This is a genomic window from Labrys sp. LIt4 (assembly GCF_017813775.1).
Taxonomy (GTDB): Bacteria; Pseudomonadota; Alphaproteobacteria; order Rhizobiales; family Labraceae; genus Labrys; species Labrys okinawensis_A.
Map to the genome: position 1 here is coordinate 337,062 of NZ_JAGIPY010000001.1, position 18,266 is coordinate 355,327.

General features: G+C 63.3%; 15 protein-coding genes. 5 read left to right on the plus strand and 10 right to left on the minus strand.

The features are described 5' to 3' along the window. The first annotated feature begins 46 nt into the window (after positions 1–46). Together J8I29_RS01565 and J8I29_RS01570 are read left to right on the plus strand one after the other, a co-directional pair. Positions 47–721, plus strand: a complete 675-nt coding sequence (locus J8I29_RS01565) for a hypothetical protein (RefSeq protein WP_245196539.1) — start codon at positions 47–49, stop codon at positions 719–721. Between the two features lie 280 nt (positions 722–1,001). Then, complete coding sequence (locus J8I29_RS01570; protein WP_209430379.1) at positions 1,002–2,867, plus strand: AsmA family protein; 1,866 nt, start codon at positions 1,002–1,004, stop codon at positions 2,865–2,867. Between the two features lie 7 nt (positions 2,868–2,874). On the opposite strand, the gene J8I29_RS01575 is transcribed toward J8I29_RS01570, so the two are convergent. The 7 genes from J8I29_RS01575 to J8I29_RS01605 all read right to left on the minus strand — a co-directional run bounded on the left by J8I29_RS01575 (position 2,875) and on the right by J8I29_RS01605 (position 10,783). Continuing rightward, positions 2,875–3,780, minus strand: coding sequence for a sugar ABC transporter permease (locus tag J8I29_RS01575; protein WP_245196540.1), 906 nt, complete (start codon positions 3,778–3,780; stop codon positions 2,875–2,877). Positions 3,781–4,045: 265 nt separating this feature from the next. Beyond that, entirely contained in the window at positions 4,046–5,341 is a 1,296-nt protein-coding gene (locus J8I29_RS01580; protein WP_209430380.1) for an extracellular solute-binding protein, read from the minus strand. 55 nt (positions 5,342–5,396) lie between these two features. Beyond that, positions 5,397–6,221 carry a carbohydrate ABC transporter permease gene (locus tag J8I29_RS01585; protein ID WP_209430381.1) on the minus strand — a complete coding sequence of 275 codons (825 nt, stop codon included), beginning with the start codon at positions 6,219–6,221 and terminating at the stop codon, positions 5,397–5,399. A 5-nt stretch (positions 6,222–6,226) separates the two neighbouring features. Next, complete coding sequence (ugpC, locus tag J8I29_RS01590) at positions 6,227–7,375, minus strand: sn-glycerol-3-phosphate ABC transporter ATP-binding protein UgpC (protein ID WP_209430382.1); 1,149 nt, start codon at positions 7,373–7,375, stop codon at positions 6,227–6,229. Between the two features lie 457 nt (positions 7,376–7,832). Further along, positions 7,833–8,651 (minus strand): ABC transporter permease subunit, encoded by an 819-nt coding sequence (locus tag J8I29_RS01595; protein WP_105861435.1) that lies wholly within the window; start codon positions 8,649–8,651, stop codon positions 7,833–7,835. Next, a complete protein-coding gene (locus tag J8I29_RS01600) occupies positions 8,648–9,586 on the minus strand; it encodes an ABC transporter permease subunit (RefSeq protein ID WP_209430383.1) in 939 nt (312 codons plus the stop codon). The genes J8I29_RS01595 and J8I29_RS01600 overlap by 4 nt, the downstream gene beginning before the upstream one ends. Positions 9,587–9,595: 9 nt before the next feature. Further along, positions 9,596–10,783 (minus strand): ABC transporter ATP-binding protein, encoded by a 1,188-nt coding sequence (locus J8I29_RS01605; RefSeq protein ID WP_209430384.1) that lies wholly within the window; start codon positions 10,781–10,783, stop codon positions 9,596–9,598. Positions 10,784–11,135: 352 nt separating this feature from the next. Between J8I29_RS01605 and J8I29_RS01610 the strand changes: the two genes are divergently transcribed. Continuing rightward, positions 11,136–12,569: a glutamine synthetase family protein gene (locus J8I29_RS01610; RefSeq protein ID WP_209430385.1), complete on the plus strand. Its 1,434-nt coding sequence runs from the start codon at positions 11,136–11,138 to the stop codon at positions 12,567–12,569. Positions 12,570–12,680: 111 nt separating this feature from the next. Next, entirely contained in the window at positions 12,681–13,970 is a 1,290-nt protein-coding gene (locus J8I29_RS01615) for an FAD-binding oxidoreductase (RefSeq protein WP_209430386.1), read from the plus strand. Positions 13,971–13,995: 25 nt separating this feature from the next. Here J8I29_RS01615 and J8I29_RS01620 read toward each other — a convergent pair whose 3' ends face one another. After that, positions 13,996–15,153: a hypothetical protein gene (locus J8I29_RS01620; RefSeq protein WP_209430387.1), complete on the minus strand. Its 1,158-nt coding sequence runs from the start codon at positions 15,151–15,153 to the stop codon at positions 13,996–13,998. 393 nt (positions 15,154–15,546) lie between these two features. On the opposite strand from J8I29_RS01620, the gene J8I29_RS01625 reads away from it, so the two are divergent. After that, the gene (locus J8I29_RS01625; protein WP_245196541.1) at positions 15,547–16,764 is read left to right on the plus strand and encodes an SGNH/GDSL hydrolase family protein; all 1,218 of its coding nucleotides are present in this window, start codon (positions 15,547–15,549) and stop codon (positions 16,762–16,764) included. 47 nt (positions 16,765–16,811) lie between these two features. Here the strand turns inward: J8I29_RS01625 and J8I29_RS01630 are convergent, their stop codons facing one another. Both J8I29_RS01630 and J8I29_RS01635 read right to left on the minus strand, forming a co-directional pair. Next, positions 16,812–17,342: an L-2-amino-thiazoline-4-carboxylic acid hydrolase gene (locus J8I29_RS01630; protein WP_209430389.1), complete on the minus strand. Its 531-nt coding sequence runs from the start codon at positions 17,340–17,342 to the stop codon at positions 16,812–16,814. Positions 17,343–17,366: 24 nt separating this feature from the next. Then, positions 17,367–18,086, minus strand: a complete 720-nt coding sequence (locus tag J8I29_RS01635) for an aspartate/glutamate racemase family protein (RefSeq protein ID WP_209430390.1) — start codon at positions 18,084–18,086, stop codon at positions 17,367–17,369. Positions 18,087–18,266: the final 180 nt, after the last annotated feature.

Below are 18,266 nucleotides of genomic sequence, written 5' to 3' on the forward strand. Positions count from 1 at the left end.
CCGTCGCCCCTGCTATAAGACCGTCTCCTGTAGGATGGAGCGGGTGATGGAGATCTGGACGGAACTCGACAGCGTGGTGACGGCGCACGGAGACCGGATCGTCCTGCGCCGCCGCGGCGGTCTCTTCGACATCCGCTTCAATGGCTGGGAGCTGATGTCGAACCATGATCCCCGCTCGGAGATCGTGCTGGCCGAGACCGTCTGCCGCCGCCTCGGGACGCAGGCGCCCCGCATCCTGATCGGCGGCCTCGGCATGGGCTATACGCTGAGGGCGACGCTCGATGGCGTCGGTTCGCAGGCGCATATTCTCGTCTGCGAACTCCTGCCCGAAATCGTTGCCTGGAACCGGGGCGTCCTCGCGCCGCTCGCCGGCCATCCGCTGGCGGACGGCCGCGTGACCGTGCGCACCGGCAGCGTCGCCGAGATCATCGCCGCCGAGCCCGCCGGCTTCGACGCCATTCTGCTCGACACCGACAATGGCCCCGATTATGTCGTGCACGAGCCCAACCACGCGCTCTATTCGGGCGAGGGGATCGATCGCATCGCCCGCGCCCTTGCCCCGGGCGGTGTTGCCGGCCTGTGGTCGGCCACCCGGTCGGCGGCCTTCGAGGCCAGCCTGACGGCCTCGGCGCTGCCGTGGCGGTGCGAGAGAATATCGCTCGGGGAGCCGGGGCAGGAGCCGTTTCATATGGTGTATCTGATCGGGTCGCCTGCCCGATAAACGCAGAAAAGCCCCATGGAAGAGGCGCGCGCCGGCTCTTCCGGCTTTCTTAACCATGGCGGCCCATGCTGGCGGAATGGAAGGCACGCGATTGTATCGTACCCGTCATGGCCGGCGACCGCTGCTTTTCCCCGCATGGCGGCTTTGCCATAACCAAGCCTCGCTTTTACCACGATGGACTGCCATTTATAATGCATCGAGTTTGTGATTCAGCTCCGTCGCCCGGGCGCATGGCAGAGGTCACCAACCACCCTTTGATCGAGCGAGGCGCGGAAACGGCATGAAGCGTATTGGGCTATTCCTGGCCGCTATCGCTGCTGCGCTCCTTGCCGTGGTGCTGACGGTGCCGTGGATGACGCCGGAAAGCGTGCTGCGTGATACCTTCACCCGCGAGATCGTCGCCCTGACCGGCCGTACGCCCGTCATAGAGGGCCAGGTCCATCTGGCCTGGGCGCCGTTGCCGACGCTGATGATCGAGAAGGTCACCATTCCCGGTGCCGAAGGCCTGCCGCCGCTGCTGGTGGCCGACAAGATGCAGGGCACGCTGCGCCTGGCGCCGCTGGTGATCGGGCGCATCGAAATATCGGGCCTGATGCTCAAGCGTGCCAGCATCGGCCTCACCGCGGGCAAGAATGGCGCGCGCTCGTGGGAATTCAAGGAGGGCGTGTTGGCCGAGGCCGCCGCCGGGCGCTTCGACAAGCCGATGCCGGTCAAGACCATTCGTCTCGTCGACGGCACCATCCGTTATGACGACAGCGCCCTGGGCCGGGTCACCTCCGTTTCGGTCGATGACGTCACGTTCGCCTGGGCCGGCCGCAGCGATGCGATGTCGGCGGCCGGCGTGATCAATTGGCGCGACCGCGAGGCCGAAATTGCCGTGGCGCTCGCCGATCCCGCCAGCCTGATCGCGGGTGGCAAGTCGGACATGCGGGCGCGCATCAAGGGCGATACGCTCAATCTTGCCGCCAGCGGCACGCTGGACGGGGAGGGGCGGCTGGACGGCAAGGTCTCGGCCAGCGGCACGTCGTTGCGCGACACGCTGCGCTGGCTCGGCTTCGGCCTGCCGGCCGGGCGCAGCCTCGCCGCCTATGACCTGCAGTCGCCCCTGACGCTCGATCACAGCGCCATTTCGCTCAACGAGGTTCAGCTCTCGCTCGACGGCAACGAGGCGGAAGGCTCGCTCACCGTCGAATTCGGCAAGGAGCGCCCCAAGGTCAGCGGCACGCTTGCCGCCGATACGCTCGACCTCAGCGCCTATTCCAATGAACTCCACCTTGCCGATGGCCGTCCGCGCAAATGGCGTGCCGATCATATCAGCATCAACAGCCTACTGGTCAGCGACCTCGATCTGCGCATTTCGGCCGGCGAGACGACCATCGATAAGGTCCGTCTCGGCCGCGCCGCGGCAACCGTCTCCACCCGCAACGGTCAGCTCGAGCTCGCCCTCAGCGAGGCCGTCGCCTATGGCGGCACGCTCAAGGGCACCATTGCGCTCAAGCCTTCCGACAAGATGACCGAACTCGCCGCCGCCGCCAGCTTTGAGGGCGTCGACATGGGCGGCGCACTCGGCGATCTCTTCGGTTTCCGGCGTCTGGAAGGAACCGGCACCGGGACGATGGCCGTCAGCGGCACCGGCGCTTCCATCGCCGACCTGTCGCGCTCGCTGCAGGGACGGGCCGATATCAGCGTCGCCGGCGGCTCCCTGGTCGGCATCGATCTCGCCAGTCTGATGCAGAAGATCGAGCGGCGGCCGCTCTCGGCCCGTTTCGAATCCTCCTATGGCGGCCGCACCACCTTCGACCTCGCCAAGGCCAGCTTCAAGATCACCGATGGCATGGCCAAGACCGCCGACTGCCGCATGGAGAACGGTTCCCTTTCGGTGTCGTTGACGGGGGATGCCAATATCGCCCTGCGCAGCCTCGACATGGCCGGCGTGGCCAATTGGAGCGATGCCGATGCTGCCAATCCCTTCCGCCTGCCCTTCCGCGTCTATGGCGGCTGGGAGGTGCCGGTGGTCGAGCCCGACACCGAGGCTCTGATCCGCCGTTCGGGTGCGGCCGCTCCATTGCTGCGCAGCTTCATCCGGCCGGGGCGGGACGTCACGCAGGACACCGGCAAAACGCCACCGGCTTCGGCGGCGCAGTAGGCTCCGTTCAGCGCCCGGTTTCGCCGGCCTGCGAGCGCTCCAATACGGCGAAGAAGATCACCGTGAGGGCGAGCACGATCACCAGGAGCACGAAGGCTGCTGCCGCTCCCTCATTGAGCGAGAGGCCGAGGAAGGCCCGGCGATAGGCGAAGAAGCTCAGCACCTCCGTGGCGTTGCCGGGCCCGCCCTTGGTGAGCACATAGGGCAGGTCATAGGTGCGGAACTCGTTGATCAGCTGGATGATGACGGTGATGGCCGCCACCGGCCGCAGCATCGGCAGGGTGATGTAGAAGAATTGCTGCCATGCCCGCGCGCCGTCGACCTCGGCGGCCTCATAGGGATCACGCGGCAGGGCGGCGAGACCGGCGGCCAGGATCAGCACCACGAAGGACATCTGCTGCCAGATGTCGATGGCCGCCATGGTCCACAACGCCATGCCCGGCGTGCCCAGCCAGTCGAGCCGGGGCAGGCCGAAGCTCTCCATCAGATGGTTGGCGATACCGAGATTGGGCTGCAGCAGCATGCGCCAGATCAGGGCGACCGAGATCGGCGACATCGCCATCGGAATGGTGAGGATGGCGAAATAGACCGGCTTCATGTGCACGGTACGGTTGAGCATCAGGGCGATGCCGAGGCCGATCACAAACTCGCCGATCACGGTGATGGCCGAATAGCGCACGGTAAGCCACAGGGCATTCCAGAACAGCGGGTCGGCGAGCATCGACGCGAAGTTCTTGAAGCCCACCAGCGGCATCAGGCTGGGCTTGATCAGCGTCATCGACGAGATCGACAGGATGCAGGCATAGACCAGCGGAAAACCCATCACGATGGCGAGCAGCAGGAGGCCGGGCAGGGCGAAAGCCCATCCGATCCGCCATTCCCGGCTGCGTCCGGCCAATCCCATCACGCTCATCTGTCGCACCACTGGAGCGTTTTCATGAAAAGTTGGCAGACTTTTCGCCTGAGAAAACGCGTCAAAACAAGGGGTAGAGAAAAGATGCGATTTTGTAGAAATCGCGCTTTGCTCTGGTTTCTATAGCGTTTTGCGATTGGACGGAGTCACCTAGAATCGCAAAGACGCGTCAGAACAATGAGTTAGAGCAAATTAGCGTTCACGCTTGAACGCGCTTTGCTCTAGGGCAGAACCGGCCCGGCCCGAAGACCGCGCCGGGGCAAGGTCACTTGTCGAGCAGTTGCTGCAAACCGTCGGAGGCCGCCTTCAGCGCCGCCTCGGACGTCGCCTGGCCGCCGGCCGCGAGTGAGAGCTGCGTGCCGAGCACGTCCTCGTACTGGGCCGAATAGGTGAAGATCGGGAAGGACTTGCCGCTCGCCACCACGGATTCGGCCGTCGCGTAGAAGGGGTACTTCTTCAGCACCTCGGCATCCTTGTAGACGTCGGAGCGCACGGGTGCGTGGCCCTGCAGGGCGCGCTTGACCGAGATCTCCTTGCTCTGCACCCATTGGATGAAGGTCCAGGCCGCTTCCTGCTCTTCCGGCGTGGTGTTCTTGGGAATGCCCCAGCCCCAGCCGCCGCTCTCGCCATGGCCGCCGGGCATCACTGATAGCCCGACCTTGCCGGCCACCGTCGGGCATTTGGCGGCATCGTCCATCTGCGGCAGCATCCACCAATAGGTCACCATGGAGAAGGCCGCGCCCGAGCACATCAGCCGCATGGTGTCGTCGAGCGTGGCCGAGGTCGCGCCCTGCTGGGCGCCGTTCTGGATGTTGTCGACATAGAGGTCCAGGGCCTTCTTGGCCTCCGGCGTGTTCAGACTGGCCCTGCCGGCGGCGTCGCGATAGGCCCCGCCCGCCGAGAACAGGTAGTTGGAGAATTCCATGCTGTTCGGATCGCCGCGCTGGCCTTGCATCGCCGCGCCCGCGACCTTGGCGTTGGCCTTCATGAATTTGGAAATCGCCACATAGTCTTCCAGCGAGGTGGGCAGGGCGAGCTCCTTGCCGGTGGCGCTCTTATAGGCCGCCTTCAGCTTTTCGTCGGCGAGAAGGTCCTTCCGATAGAGCAGGCCCATCGAGTAATTGTACATCGGCACCAGGTTGAGCTTGTCCTGGCTGCCGCCGAGCAGCTCGACGGTGGAGGGTATGAAGGCCCCGAGATCGTATTTGCTCTTCTCGACCAGGGGCTTGAGATCGACGAGCCAGTTCGCCGCCGGGAATTCGCCGGCCCAGAGGAAATCGACCTCGAGCAGATTGTAGTAGCTCTGCGGCCCCGTGAGCTGGGCCACCAGCTTGTCGTGCATGTCGGGATAGCCGATCTTCTCGAATTCGACCTTGATGCCGGTCTTCTGCTCGAATTCCGGCAGCAGCGCCTCGATGATCTTGGTTTCCGGCACGTCCTCCATCAGTGCGCGCAGGGTGACCGTCTCCGCGGCCGCCGGCGACAGCGAAGTGCCCAGCAGCATCGCCGTGCCGGCTGCCGCCAGCAGCGTCCTTTTCAGGCGATTCTCGTTCCAGATCATGGCTCTATCCCTCTCTCCGTGATGTGCGGCTTTGTTGCCGCTCTGTGTTGCCGGCCTATTTGACGCTGCCGAAAGTCAGTCCCTGGACGATGAAGCGCTGGATGAAGCGCGAGGCGATGACCAGAGGCAGGATGGCGAGGATGACCCCGGCCGAGACCTTGGCGATCTGCACGCCGTTGGAGGTCTGCAGCGCGGCGAGCGCCACCGGTATGGTCGCGGTGGCCGGTCCGCTCAGCACCAGCGCGAACAGGAACTCGTTCCAGGCCAGGATGAAACCGAGCACGCCGGCGGCGGCGATGCCGGGCAGCGATACTGGCAGCACGATGCGCCAGAACGCTCCCCAGGCGGTGGCGCCGTCGGTCATGGCGGCCCATTCGAGATCGATCGGCAGGCCCTCGAAGAAGCCCATCAGGATCCAGGTCAGGAAGGGCAGGTTGAGGGCGGCATAGACGATGATCAGCCCGGTCAGCGAGTTGGAGAGTTCCAGGCTGCGGAACAGCGTGAAGGTCGGCAGCACCAGCGCCACCGGTGGCAGCATCTGGGTGGCCAGCACGATGAACCGTGCCCAGCGCCCGCCGGTGCGGAAGCGGGCGAAGGCATAGCCGGTGGTCGCCGCGAAGGGCAGGGCGACCAACACCGAGCCGAGGGCCACGACCAGGCTGTTGAGATAGGAGCCGCCGAAGCGGCTGGAGATCAGCGCGGCGTAGTTCTCGGTGGTGAAGGCCGGCATCAACTCGCTGCTGTAGGAGAGCTGCTCGGGCAGGAAGCTGGTCCTGAGCACCCAGAGCGGTGGCAGCAGGATGAGGGCGCAGGCGAGGCAGAGGCCGAAATGCAGGCCGAAGCGCCGGCGGAAGGGAATGGTCTCACTGTCGCTGCCCATCGTCGTCAGGCTCCTCCCGTCAGCGCCGGCCTGGCGATCACCTGCTCGGTTTCAGGGTCGAACAGGTGCATGGGCAGGGTATCGACATAGAGCTCCACCGTCGCTCCGATCGGGGCGGTGAAATTGCGCCCGAGGCGCGCCGCGATCTCCAGTGGCTTGTCGCCGGCCCCGCTTTCGCCGGCGATCTGGCCGATCAGGATGTTCTCGGCGCCGAGGGCTTCGATGGCGACGACGCGGATCGCGATTTTCTGCCAGTCGGGATGCTGCTGGGTCTCGTAGAAGTCCTCAGCCCGGACGCCGAGGATGACGCGGCGGCCGGCGCGCCCGCCATAGGAGGCATGGTGGCGGGCCGGCACGGCCAGCCTGGCGCCGGCATCCGTCACCACCGCAAGGCCTTCGGCCGGCGTCCCTTCCAGCCTGGCCGGGATCAGGTTCATCGGCGGTGTCGCGAGGAAGCGGGCCACGAAGGTGTTGGCCGGATTGGCATAGACCTCGAGCGGCCGCCCGGACTGGACCAGCCGGCCCTCCCGCATGATGCAGATGCGATCGCCCATCGTCATCGCCTCGACCTGGTCATGGGTGACATGCACGATGGTGCGGCCGAGGCGGCGATGGAGCTTGATGAGTTCGAGGCGCATTTCGGCCCGAAGCTGGGCGTCGAGATTGGAGAGAGGCTCGTCGAGCAGGAAAGCGGCGGGCTCGCGCACGATGGCCCGCCCCAGGGCGACGCGCTGGCGCTGGCCGCCCGAAAGCGCGGCCGGCTTGCGGCCGAGCAGGTTCTGCAGGCCGAGCAACTGGGCGGCATCGGCGATCTTGGCATCGATGGTGGCGGCGTCGGCGCCGCGCATCTTCAGGCCGAACGCCATGTTCTGGCGCACGCTCATATGCGGATAGAGGGCATAGCTTTGGAACACCACGGCGATGTTGCGGTCGCGCGGGGCAACCCGGGTCATGCTCTTGCCGCCGATGCGCAGATCGCCGGAAGAAATGCCTTCCAGCCCGGCGATCATGCGCAAGGTGGTCGACTTGCCGCAGCCGGACGGGCCAAGAAAGATGACGAACTCGCCGTCCGGGATGGTCAGGTCGACGTCGCGTACGCCATAGGCGCCATTGGCGTAGAGCTTGGAGACATGGTCGAGTTCGATAGATGCCATGATACTTCCTAGCGCGCTGCGAGAGAGGCGAGCGTCGAGACCCGAAAAAGAACAGAATCAAACATGATTGCCAGCCGCTTCCATCGCCGATGTGCAGTTCCCTATGGCGCTTCGGCTTCCCATCTCTCGGCAAGACTGCGTCAATTCTGATAAAAATGACGAGAATCACTGAGAAAATGATGAGTATGGCCGATTTTTTCTAAGCCGAACTCGGATGCGCCTACGGCAGCGCCTGCCGATTCCGTCGATTGAACGGCATGCTATTCAACAAAATATAACATCGCAAGAGCGATTATGTTAGAAAATGTTTGATTTAGGTCTATTGAGGTCTGTCATGAGGAGTGGCGGGCAGGGGGCGCGTCAGGCGCGGACCACAGGCCCAGGGTGGCTAAACGAAAAGGCCCCCGCCCCATGGGGGCGAGGGCCTGAAACTCTCCTGGGGTCGTGATTGGCCGGATCAGCCGGCCGCAGCCAGCCTCTCCGCGCGCTCGCGCTCTCTCTCGGCCCGGCTGGTATAGATGGCGGCGATCACCACGCCGAGGGCGACCACGGCCAGCATCAGCGTGCAGGCCGCGTTGATTTCCGGCGTCACGCCAAGGCGCACAGAGGAATAGATGCGCATCGGCAGCGTGTTCCAGCCCGGTCCGGAGGTGAAGCTCGCCAGCACGAGATCGTCGAGCGACAGGGTGAAGGCCAGCATCCAGCCCGAGATCACCGCCGGCGCGATGATCGGCAGAGTGATCAGGAAGAAGGCCTTGAAGGGATGGCAGCCCAGATCCAGGGCCGCTTCCTCGATGGAACGGTCGAAGCTGAGCAGGCGCGACTGCACCACCACGGTGACGAAGCACATGGTGAGCGTGACATGGGCCAGGGTGATGGTCCAGAAGCCGCGGTCGACGCCGAGCGAGATGAAGAACAGCAGGAGCGACAGGCCGATGATGATTTCGGGCATCACTAGCGGCGCGTAGACCATGGCCGAGAAGGTCATGCGGCCGCGAAAACGGCCCATGCGCACCAGGACCACGGCGGCGAGCGTGCCGAGTATGGTGGCGATGGTGGCGGAAACGGTCGCCACGATCAGGGTGATCCTGGCGGCATTCATGAAGGCTTCGTCGTGGAAGAGCTCGGCATACCAACGCGTCGACCAGCCGCCCCAGACCGTCACCAGCTTGGAATCGTTGAAGGAATAGATCACCAGGATCACGATCGGCAGATAGAGGAAGGCGAGGCCGAGGGCGACCGAGGTCATGTTGAACCAGGAAGAACCCTTGCTCATCGGTCGGTCTCCAGCGCCTTGGCCTGGCTGTGCTGATAATAGGTGATCGGCACGACCAGGATGATCAGGAGGATCACGGCGACGGCGGAAGCCGCCGGCCAGTCTCGGTTCGAGAAGAACAGGTCCCACATCTGCTTGCCGATCATCAGCGTGGAAGAGCCGCCGAGCAAATCCGGGATGACGAACTCGCCCACGGCCGGGATGAAGCAGAGCATGCAGCCGGCGATCACGCCGGGCAGGGAGAGCGGGAAGGTCACCAGCCAGAAGGCCTTGATCGGCTTGCAGCCCAGATCCGCCGCCGCCTCCAGCAAGGTATGATCCATCTTCTCCAGGGTGGAATAGAGCGGCAGGATCATGAAGGGCAGGTAGGAATAGACGATGCCGATGAAGATCGCCCAATTGGTGTTGAGGATCTGCAGGGGTTCGGAAATGATGCCGAGCTTGATCAGCACCAGGTTGAGCAGGCCTTCCGGCTTGAGAATGCCGATCCAGGCATAGACCCGGATCAGGAACGAGGTCCAGAACGGCAGGATGACCAGCATCAGCAGGGTCGGGCGCATGCTCTTGGGTGCGCGCGCCATGCCGTAGGCGATGGGATAGCCGATGATCAGCAGGAGAATCGTCGAGACGAAGGCGATCACCACGCTGGACAGATAGGCTTTGAGATAGAGCGTGTCGCCATCCTCGCCCCAGATGTTGAACATCGTCCAATAATTGTCGAAGCTCAGCCCTGAGACAAAGTCCACAATGCTTTGCCAGGTGCCGTCGAAGTTGAAGACCGGCGTGTAGGGCGGCTGTCCCAGCTCGATTTGGCTCAGCGAGATCTTCAGCACCATCAGGAAGGGCAGGGCGAAGAAGATGGCCAGCCACAGATAGGGAATGGCGATCACTCCGGTGCGGCCGGAGAAGAAGCCCTTTCGGGTCTTGTCTGCCATGTCGCCCTCCTATTTGGTCAGGACGACGCCGGCATCCGGCGCAAAGCTGACATGGACCTTGTCTTCCCAGGTGATCGGGCGTTCGACGAAGCGGCTCATATTGGCCTGCGACACCCGGATGCGCTGCCCGGTGCCGGCGACGTCGACGAGGTAATTGGTCCAGTCGCCGAGATAGCCGATGTCGAACACCTCGCCCGCCAGCGAATTGCCCGGCGTGGCCGGCGCATCGAGTGAGATGCGCATCTTTTCGGGGCGGATGGCCAGGAAGACGTTCTGGCCGACGGAGCAGCGTTCGGCACTGTCCACGCTGAAAGCCTGATTGCTCGGCGAGGTGATGGTGAGGGAGCTGCCGTTCTGGGCGGAGACCTTGCCCTCGAGGATGTTGATGTTGCCGATGAAGTCGGCGACATAGCGGGAATTGGGCTGCTCGTAGATCTCGCCGGGCGGAGCCACCTGCACCAGTTTGCCATGGTCCATCACGGCGATGCGGTCGGACATCGTCATCGCCTCTTCCTGGTCATGCGTGACGATGACGAAGGTGATGCCGAGCTCGACCTGGATGTCCATCAACTCGAACTGGGTTTCCTCGCGCAGCTTCTTGTCGAGGGCGCCGAGCGGCTCGTCGAGCAGCAGCACCTTGGGCTGCTTGGCCACGGCACGGGCGAGGGCCACGCGCTGGCGCTGGCCGCCCGAGAGCTGGTGCGGCTTGCGGGTGGCGAATTTCTCCAGCTTGACCAGCTTCAGCATCTGCCCGACGCGGGTCTCGATCTCCGCCTTGGGCATCTTGTCCATCTTCAGGCCAAAGGCGATGTTGTCGGCCACGCTCATATGCGGGAACAGCGCATAGGACTGGAACATCATGTTGACCGGGCGTTCATAGGGCGGCACGCCGGCCAGATCCTTGCCCGCCAGGGTGATGCGCCCCGATGTCGGCTGCTCGAAGCCGGCGAGCATGCGCATCAAGGTGGTCTTGCCGCAGCCGGAAGGGCCGAGCAGGGAGAAGAATTCGCGGGGGTAGATGTCGAGCGAAACCTCGTTCACCGCCACGAAATCGCCAAAGCGCTTGGTGACGTTCTCGAAGCGGATGAGGGGAACTTCTTTTGGATCGGCCCAGGGCTGGAATTTGCGGCGAACGCCGCCGATCGCCTTCTGCGACTTCACGGGCGCCGTGGCGCCGCCCCCGCCTGTATCAGACATGGTATCCCATCTGTTTGTGGTGATTGATTCCAGCCTAAACCGGGAAGTCGGCGGCGGTCTACAGGGGAAATGCGAATCCACGCAAAAATGTGATCACATTTTTTGTGATCACATTTTTTGGCCATTCCGATTGACTTTTGCCTGTCGCTGAAGGCAGTGTGGCGCCAGCGTCGGTCCACCGATGCCTCTTTTGCGCGTCTTCCCCGATGCGCGGCGCGTGCGCCTCCGCCCTCCTAAACCAAGGGCCCGAACCGGAGGTTAGTCGCGTGATGGCCCCCTTCTGGGCCGTCAAACAGGTCGCCGGCGCATGTTTCGGGTCGCCGCTCCGCACTTCCTGCGGGGTGGAAGCCGCATGTGTGCGACGATGAGCAAAAAGAAGAAGTCAGACAAGCCCGAGCATTCTGGCGTGCCGGATATCGAATCCGCGCGCGGCATCTCCGGTGTCGAGAGCGCGCGGGACTGGTTCCGCGCGCGGGACATCGAAGAGATCGAGTGCCTGGTTCCGGACCAGGGCGGGGTCGCCCGCGGCAAGATCATGCCGGTGTCGAAGTTCCTGGCCTCGCCGGTGATGAACCTGCCGCTTTCGATCTTCTATCAGTGCATCACCGGTGAGTATCCCGCCTATGACGGGCTGGTGGACGCGGTGGAAGCCGATACCGACATGTTCATGCAGCCGGATTGGTCGACCCTGACCTCCGTGCCCTGGGCGATGGATCCGACCGCGCAGGTCATCCATGACGCGATGACGCGCGACGGCCGTCCCGTCGAGCAGGCGCCGCGCCAGGTGCTGCGCCGCATTCGTGAACTCTACCGCAAGAAGGGCTGGCAGCCGGTGGTGGCGCCGGAGATCGAGTTCTATCTGGTCGAACCCAACACCGATCCCGACTATCCGCTGAAGCCGCCGATCGGCCGTTCGGGCCGCCCGGAACTCGGCCGGCAGGGTTATTCGATCTCGGCCGTCAATGAGTTCGACGCTCTCTTCGAGGACATCTACAAATATTCCGAACATCAGGGCCTGGAGATCGATACGCTGATCCATGAGGATGGCGTGGCGCAGATGGAGATCAATCTGCGCCATGGCGATCCGCTGGAATTGGCCGACCAGGTCTTCCTGTTCAAGCGCACCATCCGCGAGGCTTCGCTGCAGCACAAGATCTATGCCACCTTCATGGCCAAGCCGATGTCGGGCGAGCCGGGCTCGGCGCTGCACATCCACCAGTCGATCGTCGATGCGGAGAGCGGCCAGAACATCTTTTCCGATCCGGAGACGGGCGGGCCGACCCCGCTGTTCTTCTCCTTCCTGGCCGGCCAGCAGAAATATCTGCCGGCGATCATGTGCATGCTGGCGCCCTATGTGAACTCCTATCGCCGGCTGACGCGTGATTCCATGGCGCCGATCAACGTGCAGTGGGGCTATGACAACCGCACGGCGGGCCTGCGCGTGCCGCCCTCGGGCCCCGACGCAAGGCGTGTCGAGAACCGGGTTCCCTCCTCCGACGCCAATCCCTATCTCGCCATCGCCGCGAGCCTGGCGGCCGGCTATCTCGGCATGACGGAGGAACTCGAGGCGACGGCGCCGATCGAGTCGGATGCCAAGAACCGCGATTTCGAATTGCCGCAGAGCCTGCTCGAGGCCGTGACGGAAATGGATGAGAGCGAGGCGATCCGCCAGGTGATGGGTTCGTCCTTCGTCACCGCCTATGCCGCGATCAAGCGCCAGGAATACGAGACCTTCATGAAGGTGATCAGCCCCTGGGAACGCGAGCATCTATTGCTCAATGTGTAACATTTCTGGGAGCGCGGACATCACAGCGACATGCCTTATGTCGCGATGTCCGCTCTTTCTCCTCCAAGCACAATATTTTCAAGAGCGGACAGGATCCGCGCTCCTGACATCATGACCGACAACACCGGCCATCCGGCCAACTCCTATTATACGGCGACGGCCCGCAAGCTTCCTGCCCAGCCTCGGCTCCTGGGTGCGGAACGCGCCGATGTCTGCATCGTCGGTGCCGGCTATACCGGGCTCGGTGCCGCGCTCGCCTTTGCCGAAAAAGGGCTTTCGGTGATCCTGCTCGAGGCGGCCGAGATCGGCTCTGGGGCCTCGGGGCGCAATGGCGGCCAGGTTCATTCGGGCCAGCGCCGCGACCAGGATTATCTGGAGAAACTGGTCGGCCTGGACGGCGCCAAGGCGTTGTGGCGCATGGCCGAGGACGCCAAGGCCCATCTCAAGGGCCTGATCGCCAGGCACCAAATCGCCTGCGACTACAAGTCGGGCATCCTGATCGCCGACCACAAGCCGCATTATGTGGCGATGTCGCACGCCTATGCCGAAAAGCTCAGGACGGTCTACGGCTATGACAAGGTCGAGGCGATCGGCAAGGCCGAGCTCGACGCCGTGCTCGGCGCGAGCGGCTATTATGGCGGCTTCGTCGACCATGATGGCGGCCATCTCCACCCCCTCAACCTGGCCTTGGGACTGGGGGCGGCGGCGCTCGATGCCGGGGTGCGGGTCTTCGAGCGCTCGCGTGCCGACAGCTACCGGGCCGAGGGCGGCAAGGCGGTCGTCCGCACGGCGCAAGGCAGCGTTTCCGCCGACTGGCTGATCCTCGCCGGCGATGGCTATCTCTCCGGGCTCGACGCCTATACCGAGGCACGGGTGATGCCGATCAACAATTTCATCCTGGCGACCGAGCCTTTCTCGGACAATGAAGCCAGGGCGCTGATCGCCAACGACTATGCCGTCGCCGACAGCCGCTTCGTGGTGAACTATTATCGCCTGTCGGCGGACCGACGCCTGCTCTTCGGTGGTGGCGAGAACTATCGTTCGGGCTTTCCGTCGGACATGAAGGCCTTCGTGCGCAAGCGCATGCTCAAGGTCTTCCCGCAGCTCGAAAACAAGCGCATCGACTATGCCTGGGGCGGCACGCTCGGCATCACCACCACGCGCCTGCCCTTCGTACGGCGGCTGGCGCCCAACGTGCTGACAGCCTCGGGCTATTCGGGGCAGGGCGTGGTGCTCGCGCCCTATTTCGGCAAGATCCTGGCGGATGTCACCGCCGCCAGCCTCGGCGAGTTCGACCGTCTCGCCGCCCTTCCGACGCCGCCCTTCCCGGGCGGACGCCTGCTGCGCTGGCCGACCCTGGTGGCCGGCATGAGCTATTATGCGCTGAGGGACCGGTTATGAGAGAAGGCGGCAGAACCCGTTCCTCTCAAGATAAGCCGCTCTCGATCCAGCGTGTAATCAACTTTGCCGCTGAACGCTTCTTGCCGCAGAATATGCGGCCCTTGGCGAGATCGAAGCGGAGGCCGTGGCTCTTCTCGATTCCGTGCAGCCAAGCCGGGAAATCGGCGAGCCGGCCGAGGCTAGGCAAGCCGCCGACGTTATCGGACAGGTAACCGTCGCGCTCCGAGAGGCGGAATTGGCCTGCGTTGAGCTGTAGGGACCAGTCATAATCCGCGTCGGCTCGGAATTCGAGCTTGAGATTTGGCGGTTTGTACCAAGCCGTGTGTCCGGTGGCAGGAGCTGCAATCGAGACGATCCAATCTTCGCCCTCTTCGAAGGGCAGGTCGAGGCTTTGGGCCAAAGCAACCGATTCCGTTAGATTCACGCGAGCCCGCTGCTTGGCAGCGAGCTGTGTGGCGAGCGCATGAAACGCCTTCTCGTCTGTATCGCACGCCGGCAACACGGCCTGGACGAACTCATGCAGGATCGACTCGATCTGTTCGCGCTTGGGTAGATCGAGCTGCTCGTCCAACATTTCAGTCAGCAGCGCCGTTCGATGGGACTTCGACCACAGCACAACAAAGACGAGACCCCAATATGTGAGATTAACGACGTCATAGCTGTCGTTTTCGCCCTGGCCATAATCCGATCGATAACCAAGAAGCCGCAGCACGTCGAGGATATGCGGCGCATGCATGCCGGCTGCCTTGAAGCCGTCCGGCTTGCCTCTCATGCCCGGCAAATGTGAGAATTTCTGCAGGTGATTGATAAGTTTGAGCCGCTCCGTCAGGGTTTTTGCATCGCGTAGTTCACCCGGCGTGGTTTTCTGCTCCACGAACCCGAACAGGAAGGTGAACACATGCCAGTGATGCCGGTAACCGCCCTTTTCGCGTTCAGGTAGCAAGTTGCGATAGGCCGCAAGCAAAGACGGTAAGGCCGATGGCGGAACGGCGGGTGCCTTGCCTTCGCACCGAAGAAAACACAAATAGAAACGCTCGGCCTCTTCAGACGGCAGCAAGTCTGTTGCCTTGCCCGCCAAGGGTGTTATGCGATTCCAGTTCATGGCCCAGAAGGTACGGGCGCCACTCTCCTCATCGGCGATGAAAACACGCAAGATTTCCGAGGCTTGGTTCGTCTCCGGCATCGCTACTCCTGTTCCATCGCTGGCGCATTCCATCGTGAACCATGCCTATAGCATCGGACCAGTGTTCGAAAGGTGGGTGGGGAACCTTCCGCTCGACGGGAAAGCAGGCAGTTTGAAGCAGCGCTTGGGAGCAGGGTAGTGATGCCTTGCAAGTTTCAGGAAAGCGGCACAATCTCTCGACGTTTCGGGAGTTTTCCGCGCTGCGATGTCGGATGCTTCTCCTCTATACGCAAACAAGACAACGTCATTTTACAATATTGTCAAAGCGGGATGGAAAGCGCCATGATTTCCTATTTGGACTATTATAAGCCTGGACCGAGGCTGCGCCGGAGCGTGCCTGCGCGATTGATCGGATGGGCCGTCGGAACTTCATTTATCGTGGGAACACTGATCTTGGCCGCGCTCCCGGCAAGTGCGGGAGGTTCGGAGCCCTGGATCACCACATGGGCCGCCACACCCGCCCCCCGCTGGGCCGAGGAATTGCCGGCCCCCTTCGACGTTCCCGAAGTCCTGGGCGATCAGACGGTTCGCCAGATCGCGCGCATCAGCGTCGGAGGCGAGCAAGTGCGCGTGGTCATCTCCAACGAGTTCGGCACGCGCCCGGTAACCATCGGATCGGCCAGCGTGGCCCTGTCCAAGGGCGGCAGCGCCATCGATGAGGCTTCCCTCAAGGCCTTGACCTTCGGCGGCAAACCTTCGGCCGTGATCCCGCCCGGCGCTCCCCTGGTCAGCGATCCCGTGGACCTGCCGGTCAAGGCCCTGTCGGATCTCGCGGTCAGCTTCTATTTGCCCAAGCGCGCCGGCATCACCTCGGTGCATTGGGACGGTGTTCAGACCGGCTATATCTCCGGGCCTGGCGACAAGACCAAGGATGCCGATTTCGCGCCCGTCAGCACCAACAAATCGCGCCTGCTGCTCAGCCGTATCCTGACCACGGCCAGGCCGGAGTCGAAGGCGATCGTGTTCTTCGGCGATTCCATTACCGACGGAAACTGCTCCACGCCGGACAAGAACAATCGCTGGCCCGATCATATCGCGGAGCGGTTGCAGGCAGAGGGTCATGCCGATGTCGCCGTGGTCAACGAAGCCTATTCGGGCAATCGCGTGCTGTCGAACGGCATGGGAACCAACGCCCTCAGCCGCTTCGACATGTCCGTGCTCAGCCATCCCAGGGTTTCGACCGTGGTGATGATGATGGGGATCAACGATATCGGCTGGCCGGGCAAGGACGCCATCACCCCGGCCGATCCCGAGCCGACCGCCGAGGACGTGATCGCCGGCTACAAGCAGATCATCGATCGGGCCCATGCCCATGGCATCCGTTTCGTCGGCGTGACCCTCACGCCCTTCGTCGACACCTTCAAGGGGCTGCCGACCTCCGGCTACTACACGCCCGAGAAGGAAAAGATCCGCCAGGAGGTCAATGCCTGGATCCGGACCAACAAGATGGCGGATGGGTTGATCGATTTCGACAAGGTGCTCGAGGACCCGGCCAAGCCCAACAGCATCAATCCCGCCTATGATTGCGGCGACCACCTGCATCCCAACGATGCCGGCTATCAGGCCATGGCGAAGGCGGTTGATCTCGGCGTGCTCGTGCCCAAGCAATAAGGCGGCGTTTCAACCCCGCCAGGCAGGGCGGAAAGGATGGCGGCTGGTCAGGTCCGGTCGCCATCCTCGTCGAACCTGTAACGGAAGGTGCAATGGCTGGCACCGTCCATGATGGTCTGTTTGCGCTCCAGCGTGATGCGGGGATCATAGCCGGTGCAGAACACGCCGTCGCGGTTGCAGGAGAGAAGGTGGCCGATGGCGCCGAGCCTCATCTGCCGATAGCTCTCCGCATAGCGGCAGCGGTGGACATCGAAGTCGAATTCGGTATCGGTCGCCTTGAGCACCTCGATCTCGAGGGCGTCGTCCTGGGTCCACAGTGCCTGCAGATCCTGGAAGCTGCGCAGATCCGTGCCGCCCGGCGTCTTGGCGGCGAAATTACGTCCCGCTGCGATCGCCGCCTTGCGGATGGCGGCATCGAGGATGGCTTGTGCCTGCTCCTCTCCCAGGCGCTCGCGCATCTCCTCATAGAGGGGAGCGATGATGCCCGCCTCGATCCGCCGGCGGGCCAGAATGCCGATTTCGCCTGCCATGGCCGCCTTGGAACGTTCTTCCCGGTCCGGGTCTGCAGCTTGGCTCATGGCGCGACTCCACTGGCTGATCGATCACGCCGCCAGTGGAGCCCCCTTGGAACCGCATGCAAGCGAAAAATCGACGGCGGCGGCCGCATGGATCGCCGTGGAGTCGAAGCCGGGCAGGGTCAGGCCATCTGGAGAGAGGATCAGGCAGATCTCGGTGCAGCCGAGAATGACGCTGTCGGCACCGTCGGCCTTGGCCTCATCGATCAGGGCCTCCAGCTTGCGGCGCGAGCTTTCCTCCACCCGTCCGGCGCAGAGTTCGGAGAAGATGATGTCGTGCACGGCGGCCCGCCCTGCCGCATCGGGAACCATCACGTCGATGCCGTGCTCGCGCATGCGTTCGGCATAGAAGCCGTGCTCCATGGTGTAGCGGGTGGCGAGCAGGAGAGGCCGGCTGTGGCCGGCGGCTGTCAGCGTCTTGGCGGTTTCGTCGATGATGTCGATCAGCGGGCAGGCAATCGCCGCCTGCACCGGGCGGGCGACCAGATGCATGGTGTTGGTGCAGATCAGCACGCAGCCGGCGCCGGCATTCTGGAGATCGCGCGCCACGCTTGCCAGCCGTTCGGCAGCCGCATCCCAGCGGCCGGCCTTCTGCATGTCGACGATGTCCTGGAAATTGACCGAATGCAGCATGACTTCGGCCGAATGCAGTTCGCCGCGCCGGGCGCGCACGGCTTCGTTGATCAGCTTGTAATAGATTGCCGAGCTCTCGAAGCTCATGCCGCCGATCAGGCCGATTTTCCGCATATCCGTCTCCCCTTCCAGGGCTTGGTTGTCACGTCGAGATAATGCCTCGAAGCCGGCGAAAATGGGTTGCATTCTCTAGGCGTTTGTACTTCGATTTCGGCAAACATATTGCGAAATTCGTGTACTTACGCAAAAATTTTGCATATTTGATTTCTCATGCACAATCTGGACGCGCGAAGG

What these genes read in the sequence shown, in the direction of transcription:
- J8I29_RS01565 (WP_245196539.1), top strand. Translation starts at nt 47, where the DNA reads ATGGAGATCTGGACGGAACTCGACAGCGTGGTGACGGCGCACGGAGAC.
- J8I29_RS01570 (WP_209430379.1), top strand. Translation starts at nt 1,002, where the DNA reads ATGAAGCGTATTGGGCTATTCCTGGCCGCTATCGCTGCTGCGCTCCTT.
- J8I29_RS01575 (WP_245196540.1), bottom strand. Translation starts at nt 3,780, where the DNA reads ATGAGCGTGATGGGATTGGCCGGACGCAGCCGGGAATGGCGGATCGGA.
- J8I29_RS01580 (WP_209430380.1), bottom strand. Translation starts at nt 5,341, where the DNA reads ATGATCTGGAACGAGAATCGCCTGAAAAGGACGCTGCTGGCGGCAGCC.
- J8I29_RS01585 (WP_209430381.1), bottom strand. Translation starts at nt 6,221, where the DNA reads ATGGGCAGCGACAGTGAGACCATTCCCTTCCGCCGGCGCTTCGGCCTG.
- ugpC (WP_209430382.1), bottom strand. Translation starts at nt 7,375, where the DNA reads ATGGCATCTATCGAACTCGACCATGTCTCCAAGCTCTACGCCAATGGC.
- J8I29_RS01595 (WP_105861435.1), bottom strand. Translation starts at nt 8,651, where the DNA reads ATGAGCAAGGGTTCTTCCTGGTTCAACATGACCTCGGTCGCCCTCGGC.
- J8I29_RS01600 (WP_209430383.1), bottom strand. Translation starts at nt 9,586, where the DNA reads ATGGCAGACAAGACCCGAAAGGGCTTCTTCTCCGGCCGCACCGGAGTG.
- J8I29_RS01605 (WP_209430384.1), bottom strand. Translation starts at nt 10,783, where the DNA reads ATGTCTGATACAGGCGGGGGCGGCGCCACGGCGCCCGTGAAGTCGCAG.
- J8I29_RS01610 (WP_209430385.1), top strand. Translation starts at nt 11,136, where the DNA reads ATGTGTGCGACGATGAGCAAAAAGAAGAAGTCAGACAAGCCCGAGCAT.
- J8I29_RS01615 (WP_209430386.1), top strand. Translation starts at nt 12,681, where the DNA reads ATGACCGACAACACCGGCCATCCGGCCAACTCCTATTATACGGCGACG.
- J8I29_RS01620 (WP_209430387.1), bottom strand. Translation starts at nt 15,153, where the DNA reads ATGCCGGAGACGAACCAAGCCTCGGAAATCTTGCGTGTTTTCATCGCC.
- J8I29_RS01630 (WP_209430389.1), bottom strand. Translation starts at nt 17,342, where the DNA reads ATGAGCCAAGCTGCAGACCCGGACCGGGAAGAACGTTCCAAGGCGGCC.
- J8I29_RS01635 (WP_209430390.1), bottom strand. Translation starts at nt 18,086, where the DNA reads ATGCGGAAAATCGGCCTGATCGGCGGCATGAGCTTCGAGAGCTCGGCA.